Raw genomic sequence first — 10,223 nt, 5'->3', positions numbered from 1 at the left:
TAAACCTCTCTACTAAAAATGATTTCACTCCACTAAAGATTTTAAAAACCCTACGGGCTAAAACCTTTTTAACGTTGCATTCAAACATTTTCTTAACGTGAGAGTTTTAATGCCAGTTCTTTATTCTTTTTCTATATTCAAATTCACTTTTAACAATGGTTTTTGTCATTCATTATTATCGTCTAAGTCTTCGATACAACGTTTTGCAAGCGCCACTCTGACTGACGATAATAAGAAGCTGAAAATGAATTCTGCTTGATGATTTTTTCGGTTTTCTTAAAAATTGGAGTGTATGAATTTATAAATTAGACAGGCTTTTTATGTTTTTGACGCATTGACATACCTCCTATTTTTTACGCTGAACCTAATTTCGGTACAAACTTTAAAAATGAGAAACTATGAAATCTTTTTATTTAATTGTACTTGGGTGTTTTGTATTCAATAGCTGTATAGAAGATGAAAATATTCTAATTGACACCCCGATTCATTCAGAACGTATTACTCCTTCTTTGAAAGATAATATTAAGGATAGCATTCCTTCTAAAAACGACCCGCCTCGTGATAAAGATCCCTATATGAGAACTATTGATGAAGATGAAAACGGAAACTAATGTTAGATGTTAGAAAGTTATTTTTTAAGAATTAAAATACTAAAAGATGAGAAAAATTGCACCGTTTATACAAACGCTCATCTGCTACCTATTTATTGTTTTATTTGTCTATGCTGCAGTAAGCAAACTGATGGATTTTGAAACTTTTCAAACGCAATTGGGACAATCGCCCTTATTAGCTAGTTATGCGATTTCTATTTCCTATGGCATTATCATCCTAGAACTTGTAACAGCTGTTCTCTTGATGTTTGAGCGAACTAGAAAAATAGCCTTGCAGATTTCACTTTTATTAATGGTGATGTTCACCACCTATATTGTGATTATTCTACATTTCACGCCATTTACACCTTGTTCTTGTGGTGGAGTTTTAGAAAAGATGGGATGGACAGAACATTTAATTTTTAATGTAGTCTTTGTAGGTTTAGCTCTAATTGGCATTAGGATAACAAAATCCTCTCAAACATGGAGAGGTTATATAATTGAACAAACTACTCTTACAATAATCGGAATTGTTAGTGTAACCATTTTGTATAGTTTATCTGAACAAAAATCTCAGTATAACAATGCGTTTACGCGTAAATACATTCCGCATTTAGCAGAAAAACTAACTACACTCAATTTAGAATCCACAGGTTATTATATAGCAGGTATTGATAGTTGTTATGCTTATTTAGCTCATCCTAATGCTCCTTTATTTCTTAGAACTTATGATTACCATACGCAAAATGTGATTAATAATCGGATCAAAATAAAAAATGAGCTACTCCCTTATAAACGAATAATAACATCCGTAAACTCCCCATACTTCTACTTAGGGGATGGAACAGTAGGAATTATAGAAAAAGGAATATTAAACGATTATACAGCTTCTCTTGAAACTATTGATAATGCTTATTATAATCAATATGTTCCTGGAAAAAAAGATCATTTTGGTCTTTCTATAACAAGTCAAAAAACTAAACAAACAGCACTCGCTTTGTTGTATAAAACAGTGGATGGATTTCAAATAAAAATAAACGATACAAGTTTAAAAAGCCATTACGATGGAGCATTTGATTTGGATGGATTACTAATTTGGAATGAACAACATCAGATCTTTTTATTTGTCTATTATTATAAAAATGAAATTATCATCCTTGATTCTATGATGAATGAAAAAAATGTTATGAAAAGCATCGATTCTTTAAATGAACCAGAACTTGATGTTGCTTTTTATAAAAAAGACCAAAACTATCGATTAGGTCCTAAAACAATTCGAGTAAATGAAACGATAGCTACCTATGGAGATTATCTCTACATCCACAGCAAACGACTGGGAAATTTTGAGGAAGAACATCAAAGTGCAAGCATCATAGATGTATATGATCTTGTAAACAACCATTATCTCCACAGTTTTTACCTCTATCATAAACCTAAACAACAACTTATGGATTTTAAAATATACCAAAACTCTGTTTTCGCTGTAATTGATGATGAAATCTATCGCTATCAATTGAAAAAATAAATCGTTGCGCAACGCAGGACAAGACTGAAAACCTGTACAATAGAGTAAGTCACCACATTAAAATGAAACAAAATGAAAACAAATTTTCTAAAAAAAGCGCTACCTATCGGGGTAGGAATGATGGCTGTTGCTTTTGCATTTGCCACTGAAGGGAAATCTTCTAATGAATCTACAGAGTATGCAACTGCCTATATTTACAATGATTTAGAAGAATGTGAACAGGTAGATGCCACTTGCAATAACATAGGAACTGTAAGTTGTACAATTGGTTCTAAAGAAGTATTTGAATTTAAAAATGGTACTCAATGTAGTCAAAACTTGATGCATTGGCAACCATAATTTAAAGGAAAGGAGCGTAAGAGCTCCTTTCTCTTATTTTAAATACGTATTAAACCAATTTAAGATTGAATCATATAACATTTCTTGGTTCTCTTTACGCGTTAAATAATGACCATCGTTATTAAATAAAATCAATTTACCTTCTTTATTTAATTTTTTCATAGCCATATACATATATATACTTTGATACCAATTTATATTATAATCAGATTTACCAGCCCACAACAATAAAGGCGTTTTCATGTTTTCCACCTGATAGAAAGGTGAGTTTCTTATATAGTTATTTTTATCTGTATAATAACTTTCTTTCATTCGAAACTGCTGACTTTCTAACCTCCATGCTTGCTCTCTAAACCAACCTTCCCATTGTACATCATGCGACCAAGAAACCAAATCCATCACGCCAGAACCCGCTACAATTGCCTTAAACAAATTGGAATGTGTTGCTATAAATGCCGCTTCATAACCACCAAACGAATGCCCAATTAATCCAAATCTATTCTTATCAATATATGATCGACTTGCTAGTTCTTCTACACTATTTTCTATATTCACGACAATTGATTCACCTAAATTTCCTATTTGATAATCTAAATTGGGTAAAAAAACAAAATACCCATCCAATATATAATTAAGAATGTTAAAACCGTCTTCGGTATATTTTGTTGGACTTGCAAACTGATTTACTTTATACGTCATATTCTCGTATACATAGTAAATAACAGGATATTGTTTGTTAGGATTAAAATTAGTTGGGTAAAGTAAAATCCCTTTCGATTTGTTTCCTTTTATGTTCTTGTATTCTATACTTTCACTTTTACCTAAATCTAATTTTGCCAAATCGGGATTACTTTGATATACTATCTTTCTTTTTTTGGTAGTCAAATCTATGCGCTCAATAATTGGAGATAAGTTATACCTAAACTTCTTAAAAAAACATGTTTGCTTATTAATACATACAGCATTTTCAATTGTATAGGATTCGAAGACAATTGGTACAACTTTTCCTTTTTCAAGAAAAGCAAAACCATTTTTCTCATCTTTATTCGATAGATCTAACATCAACTTTTGACTGATATCAATGTAAGAAGTATTTTTTAGTTCTTTTTTATTAAATCTATAACTTATATCCCCTTTACTAACTGTTATTTTTTTAGCCGTTGCATTTTTAATATTGTACATCCAAATATCAAACTCATCATACACAAACACTTCATTTTCATCCATAGACCACCCTTCTATTCCATACGGTGTTGGATGTTTATAATACATATCGTTTGTTTTATAAAAAGAATAATTTGATGGTATGGTAATTTTAATGTGCTTATCATTTTCTGTATCATATCCCCACCATTTTTTATCTTTAAAATACATGATATATTTTCCGCTCGGCGAAAACGAAAGATAGTCGTAAGAAAAATAATGTGCTGGAACAATTAACTTCTCTTCTCCTTTTTCATATTTTTTAAGGTATAAATCGGCAACAGTATATTGTTCTGTAGAAGGTTCATTTTCTAGAAAGTCATACGCTAATGCATAATTAAAGTTAGGTTTAATGATTACTGCATTCAATTTATTTGAAGTAATGATAGAAGATTCATTTGTTTTTGTATCCCATCTTATGCTCTGTTTATTCAAAACATATTCTTCAGCAACAGCTTTTCTTGGTGCTATTAAAGCATCTTGGGTATCCCAAATACTGTAATTATCATTTTTACTCTTTACGATATCTACATTAAAAAAGACTATTCCGTTACGATCACTTGTACTATCAAAACCATTTATTTTACGAGCTACCTCATCAGAAAATAATGCTTTACAAGCCAAAGATTTCACCTCCTTATTTTGGGTATTAATCGTGTAAAGTATCCCTCCGTCAACCGTATCTTCTAATAGAAGTATACTTTTTTGATCGCTTTGCCACCCTAATATCTTTACTTCATTTTTTGGGGTTATAAAGAGAGACTGTTGATTTTCTGAACCCGATTCCCATTTTTTCAATGTTTTAGTGTTAGAATCCGTATTTGATGTTAGAAAAACTAACTCATCTTTGGCGGGATGCCACTGGTAGTTTTCTACATCGTGTATCGTATATGACTTGTTACTTTTCAAATCAAGTAACTGTAAATCTTTTTTCTCTTTTTCTCCCTTTCTTAGGTATGAAATTATCGTTTGATCATGATTTGTAAAATATCTTTTATGTAGTACTTCAACTTGGAAAATTGTTTTTAGTGTTTTTAAATCAATTAGATGTAAATTTGATTTCTCATCAACAAAAGATAGTATATCATTATTTTTCAAAAATTTCAAAAGAATGATTGACTCCAATTCTTTTCTAACACCAGAATCTGTCTGTACAAGTATAACATTATTTTTATCTTGCATATCATTTACAACAACCCACTTTCCATCGCTACTTACGTCTGTAAATAAAGTATGTTTTGTCCAATTCGAAGTTTTTTGATTCTCTTGCGCTTTTGAAAAGCATCCCGAACAGACAAACAGCATAACTAGTATTGAATTGACATATTTAATAGCCATCATTTTGAGGATTTAGATTAGGATTAATCAATAATTCGGTTTCTGGAATTGGTAAAATTAAATCTCTTGGTTTCCAATTTGATTTTATAGGTTTTAGGGTTTCCTCTGCTATTTTCCAACGTTTCAAATCAAACCATCTGTTTCCATGTTCTGTAAACAATTCTAGTTTTCTTTGAAGTATAAGTTCTTTTTGAATTTCATTTGGATTAGATGAATTAAACGGATTTAACCCTGCTTTCTCTCGAATGATATTAATTTCTTTCACTGCCAATGCCAATTCGTTTGTATGCAAATAAGCTTCTGCTCTTATCAAGACTATTTCTGACAAACCAAATACAATAGAAAACTCTTTGCTTGAACCTGTATTTGCATTTTCTTTATATTTATAAGGTATATACCAAGATTGTGTATTTGTTGTATTGCTTACTTTCTTTGTCCAAAATTGTAACCTTTTATCCAATGGATCAAACTGGCTTATAAAATCTTGTCGTAAAGCTACCCGAGTTGGAGGTCCGCTATTAATAATAAAATATGATCCTTCTAACGTATTTTCACCATTTATGGTCGATGAAAATTGAAATATTGTAGACTTGCTTTCCTTTTTATATTGATTTTCTATTGGTTGTTGAAATGAAAAGTTCTGATTTTGAACAATTCCTTGCGTTTCACTCACTACTTTGTCCCATTTTTCTTGGTATAAGTACACCTTACTTAATAGGGCTGATACTGCATATATAGTTACTCTGTTATTCGCAGTAGACGCCACATTATTTACCAATAAGTCTTTTGCTTGAAGCAAATCTTTTTCGATATTATCGTAAACAATCTTTATTTCATCACGGTAAACATATCGATTGATTTGATAATTGGATGTAGTGATATAGGGTATTTTACCATATACATTCATCAAATTAAAGTGCGTAAATGCTCTTATAAACAACACTTCTGCTATCAATTTATTTTTTAACTCAAGGGATAAATTAGTTGAATTATTTAATGCCTCGACAGCTAAATTTGTTTCATAAATAATTCTATAATTATTTGCCCATATAGACGTTACCAGTGTATTAGAAGGCAATAATTGATGAGTATGAAACATTGAAAGGTTATTGCTGGTAGAACCATAAAAATCAAGTTCATCTGCATACAAACTAAATAATACGCTTGATCCATTTGTACTTCCCGACAACAAACCATCATTTTTCATGTCTTTGTAAATACTCGCAACTGCTGCATTAGCAGTTTGCTCGTTGTTGTAAACCTTTTCTATTTTTATTTCTCCCTTAGGATCATCTGTTTCAATCCAATCATTACAAGCAGCCAATGTAAATATGGCAACCAATAGGATGAATATATTCATCACATATATTGTTCTATTATTTTTCATGGTTTCAATTTTTTAAAATGAGATAGTTGTTCCAAATGCAATACGCTTTAATGGAGGTAAAAAATCTTCAATTTGTTCGGGATCCCCTCCTTTGTAGTTCGTAAGCGTTAGCAGATTAAAACCTTGTGCATACAAAGCGACTTTATAATTTTTCTTAAGAGGTACATTGTAGTTTATCGAGAGTGATTTTAACCTCACAAAAGAAGCATCACTTACAACTCCAGTACTTGTATAAAAATAATTTTGAGCAACAACAGCATTTGTATTAGAGCCTGTTGTATAAATTTGCGTACGTCCTTCATCTAGAACCGATGTAGGTTGATTAAAGAATGTACCTGCTGCATTTAACGTATGCAGTTCGTTGTAGGCTTTCTTTTTCGAGAATTGAAAAAGTACCTCAAGATTCCAATTGTTATAACGAATGGTATTTCCTAAACTTCCGTACCATTTGGGATTGAAATCCGTATATATTCTACGATCATCGGCACTACTTATTTTTCCATCATTGTTATAATCCTCGAACATATAAGTTCCATTTACAGGGTTTATCCCTATATAATTGTATAGCTTTGTGATATTTATAGATTGCCCAATAACATATTGATTGCTATAACTGGATTGAGCTAGATTTTCGAACGCTTTTAATTTATTCTTTGGAAATGTAATTAAAAAGGATGTTTCCCATTGCCATTTATCTTTCTTAATATTGGTTGAATGGATCGCAATTTCTAATCCTTTATTAACCACTACTGCATCCAAATTTGCTTGAATTGTTTTAAACCCTGTTGTAGCAGGTAACGAATAGCCTATTAGCTGATTATTGGATTGATTGTGGTAATAGTTTACTTCAAGATTTAATCTATTTTTCAGAAAAGCCAATTCTATTGCTCCTTCTATCTTTCGATTTTTTTCCCATGAAAAATTCGGATTATGTAAACGAGAAGGTGTTAAATAAGTTGTTCCATCATAACCATCTTGTTTTATAGAATATGTACTCAAATACTGATAATCCCCTATTTGATCGTTTCCAGTAATTCCATAACTCCCTCTCAATTTTCCGAAACTCAACCACGATTGATCACTCAAAAAATGTTCTTTCGAAAAAATCCAAGCAGCGCCTATTGCACCAAAATTCGCTAGTTTATTGGCTTCTCCAAATCGACTTGATCCATCTCTTCTTGCTGTAAGATTAAGAATATATTTTTGATACAAACTGTAATTAAATCGTCCATAGATCGCATTGTATTTATACTGTGAAGAAATATCTTGCAGAAATTGAAATGTTTTTGCTGCGCTCCTCACATTCATTAGTGCATTATCTGCGAAGCCAACTCCTCTTGTAACCAACTGATTTTGTTCGTTCATCATAAAAGTTGCTCCTACATTCAAGGTAATTTCACTATTTGTCCAACTAAGATGATAATCCAATTGCGGTTCTATTGACCATACTTCTTTTTCATTCTCATTCATTATGACACTACTATCAGCACTTGTATTACCATACACAGGATTTCTTACTGTATGTGGATTGAAACTTTTATCTTTTAAAATTGAATGATTGTAACCTAAATTCGTTTTAAATGTTAATTGATCCGTTAAAGCATAGCTCATATTAAAGCTGGTATTCAACACATTTGCATGACTACGATAGGTACTATAAGTAGATGCTATAGGGTTTGTCCATGTATTATTTTCCCAATTTAGATTTCCATTTTCATCGAATAAAGCGGGTGCATTGGGAGCTAATTTTTTAGCTGTACGCGCTAAGTTTTCTATTGGTAATACATTGTTATCATCTCCATAAATTAGGACAGTACCTACTTTAAATCTATTGTTTTTAGAAGAATGATTAAGATTGACAAAGGCATTCAGTTTTTTATAGCTATAATCCCCATATAAAACAGAAGTTTCTTTCATAAAATTGGTGCCAATCATAAAACTTGTTTGCTCATCACCACCCATAATATTTAGTCTTGTATTATTGGTTGTACCAGTATTCCCTATTAGTACTTTTTGCCAATCGGTGTATCGCGTTTGATCCCATGCTCCATTAATATCATACGCATTTGTTGGGTAGTTTGTAATCCCATCATTTGCAAATGCTTTCTTTCGCATCATGAGGTATTGTTCTGTATTTAGAAGATTTACTTTTTTTGTAATGGAATTGACACTAATTGAAGAATCTATATTAAATGTAGTTTTTCTCTTTTGTCCCTTTTTAGTCGTTATCAAAATCACCCCATTTGCACCACGCGAACCATAAATAGCAGTAGCATCCGCGTCTTTTAAAACTTCAATCTTCTCTATTGATTTTGGATCGATAGAATTTAACGGATTAATGTTTGAATTGGGCATTACGGTATTGGAGATACTGGTGTAAGACATAGAATTCATATCAAACGGAACCCCATCTATTATAAACAATGGATCATTCCCCGCACTTATACTATTCTGTCCTCTTAACCGAATGGTATAACCACCACCTGCTGTTCCTGTAGTTGGCGTAATTTCTAAACCTGCAACTCTACCCTGCAAGGCATCTAACACATTATTCACAGGCTGATTCTCAATTTCTTTAGCCGTTACACGTGCAATTGACCCCGTTCGTTCTTTGTCTTTTACGGAGTAGTATCCTGCATTGATCACCACATCTTTCAGCTGAATCCCGTTGTCTTCTTTTGTGAAACGTACATTGATCACACTTCTATTCAACACTGCTTCTTCTCGAATAGGGAAATCCAATTGCTCAAAAATTAATTTAGCATCATCCTGTTGTAAAGTCAACGAATAGTTTCCATTATCATCGGTAAAGGTGGAATTATCGGTTCCCTCCTCTTTTACCATTACGCCCACCAGTGGGACTTGTAGTTCTTTTACCGTTCCAGTAACGGTTTTACCTGTTTGTGCTAACAAGGGTGTTGCACAAAACAATCCCAATAATACAGTAAATGACTGCCTACTGAGTTTGAAGTAAAATTTTTTCATAATTTTACAATAGTTTTTTAAAATTCAACATTAGTTTTAAAAGCCACTCCTTTTCCTGTACATCGCGCCAACTTTGTTTTTGGGAAAGGAGGTTTTATCTTTTTGCGTTATAAGTTTTACGCTTAACGTTTTACGTTTTTATTCTTATTAATACTCAAGTTCACTTTTTATAACGGATTTTGTCATTCTGGGCTTGTNNTTTCCATAAAGTTGGCAACTCACTCCACTCAAACACTCCAACTTTTTTATTCCAATAATTTAGAGTTGAATTACATTTCGATTCTAAATCGTCGGATTTTTAATTCTTATTTATATACTCAAATTCACTTTTAACAACGAGTTTAGAAACGGTCATTGCTGAAAAGTCGAGTGTCAATTAGGCGTAAAGAGCGTTAAAATGATTTATGTTCGCATTTCATATGCGAATGATTCAAAGCATTTAGCGAGTAGCCATTATTGACCGACTTGTAAGCAAAGACTTGATTTTTTGATTACTTTTTGATCAAGCAAAAAGCAATAAATAGAGAACTTCTAATTATCGTAAATTCCATTTAGAATTTCATCTCTATTATCATGCTCGCGTGAGCTCGTCTACTTTTATCCTATATTCCTCCTAAAAATATCCCCCTCTGACAAGTTTTAAAAATTACATTAATAAATGAAAACTAAAAATTAACACTAATCACTTTATGAAGATCATTTATACTCTTTGTGTTGTCTTCGGGGGATAGAGTGTGAATCTGTTTACTCTTTCATGATTTTACATACGTTTTTTAATTCAACATTAGTTTTAAAAGCCACTCCTTTTCCTGTACATCGCGCCAACTTTGTTTTTGGGAAAGGGGTTTTTCTTTTT

Annotated in this window: 6 protein-coding genes; 3 read left to right on the top strand and 3 right to left on the bottom strand. The window is 31.8% G+C overall.

The window, feature by feature from the left end:
* Positions 1 to 398: 398 nt before the first annotated feature.
* The 3 genes from B3792_RS00775 (at position 399) to B3792_RS00765 (ending at position 2,454) form a co-directional block, all read left to right on the top strand.
* Entirely contained in the window at positions 399 to 611 is a 213-nt protein-coding gene (locus B3792_RS00775) for a hypothetical protein (RefSeq protein WP_291068595.1), read from the top strand.
* A 46-nt stretch (positions 612 to 657) separates the two neighbouring features.
* The gene (locus B3792_RS00770; protein WP_291068593.1) at positions 658 to 2,115 is read left to right on the top strand and encodes a DoxX family protein; all 1,458 of its coding nucleotides are present in this window, start codon (positions 658 to 660) and stop codon (positions 2,113 to 2,115) included.
* A gap of 72 nt (positions 2,116 to 2,187) precedes the next feature.
* A complete protein-coding gene (locus B3792_RS00765) occupies positions 2,188 to 2,454 on the top strand; it encodes a DUF6520 family protein (RefSeq protein WP_180906584.1) in 267 nt (88 codons plus the stop codon).
* 33 nt (positions 2,455 to 2,487) lie between these two features.
* Here B3792_RS00765 and B3792_RS00760 read toward each other — a convergent pair whose 3' ends face one another.
* From B3792_RS00760 to B3792_RS00750, 3 genes are read right to left on the bottom strand one after another with little or no spacing between them, the layout of a single operon-like run.
* Positions 2,488 to 4,998 (bottom strand): alpha/beta hydrolase family protein, encoded by a 2,511-nt coding sequence (locus tag B3792_RS00760; RefSeq protein ID WP_180906583.1) that lies wholly within the window; start codon positions 4,996 to 4,998, stop codon positions 2,488 to 2,490.
* Complete coding sequence (locus B3792_RS00755; RefSeq protein WP_291068590.1) at positions 4,985 to 6,382, bottom strand: RagB/SusD family nutrient uptake outer membrane protein; 1,398 nt, start codon at positions 6,380 to 6,382, stop codon at positions 4,985 to 4,987. Before B3792_RS00755 ends, B3792_RS00760 begins: the two co-directional genes overlap by 14 nt.
* Positions 6,383 to 6,394: 12 nt before the next feature.
* Complete coding sequence (locus tag B3792_RS00750; RefSeq protein WP_038330395.1) at positions 6,395 to 9,367, bottom strand: SusC/RagA family TonB-linked outer membrane protein; 2,973 nt, start codon at positions 9,365 to 9,367, stop codon at positions 6,395 to 6,397.
* Positions 9,368 to 10,223: the final 856 nt, after the last annotated feature.

The sequence above is a fragment of the Empedobacter sp. UBA5924 genome (assembly GCF_002431085.1).
GTDB classification, from domain to species: domain Bacteria; phylum Bacteroidota; class Bacteroidia; order Flavobacteriales; family Weeksellaceae; genus Empedobacter; species Empedobacter falsenii_B.
This window is presented reverse-complemented; position numbering and strand designations above follow the sequence as displayed.

Excerpts from the sequence above, each read along its gene's own strand:
- B3792_RS00750 (WP_038330395.1), bottom strand. The coding sequence starts at position 9,367 with ATGAAAAAATTTTACTTCAAACTCAGTAGGCAGTCATTTACTGTATTA.
- B3792_RS00765 (WP_180906584.1), top strand. The coding sequence starts at position 2,188 with ATGAAAACAAATTTTCTAAAAAAAGCGCTACCTATCGGGGTAGGAATG.
- B3792_RS00770 (WP_291068593.1), top strand. The coding sequence starts at position 658 with ATGAGAAAAATTGCACCGTTTATACAAACGCTCATCTGCTACCTATTT.
- B3792_RS00755 (WP_291068590.1), bottom strand. The coding sequence starts at position 6,382 with ATGAAAAATAATAGAACAATATATGTGATGAATATATTCATCCTATTG.
- B3792_RS00760 (WP_180906583.1), bottom strand. The coding sequence starts at position 4,998 with ATGATGGCTATTAAATATGTCAATTCAATACTAGTTATGCTGTTTGTC.
- B3792_RS00775 (WP_291068595.1), top strand. The coding sequence starts at position 399 with ATGAAATCTTTTTATTTAATTGTACTTGGGTGTTTTGTATTCAATAGC.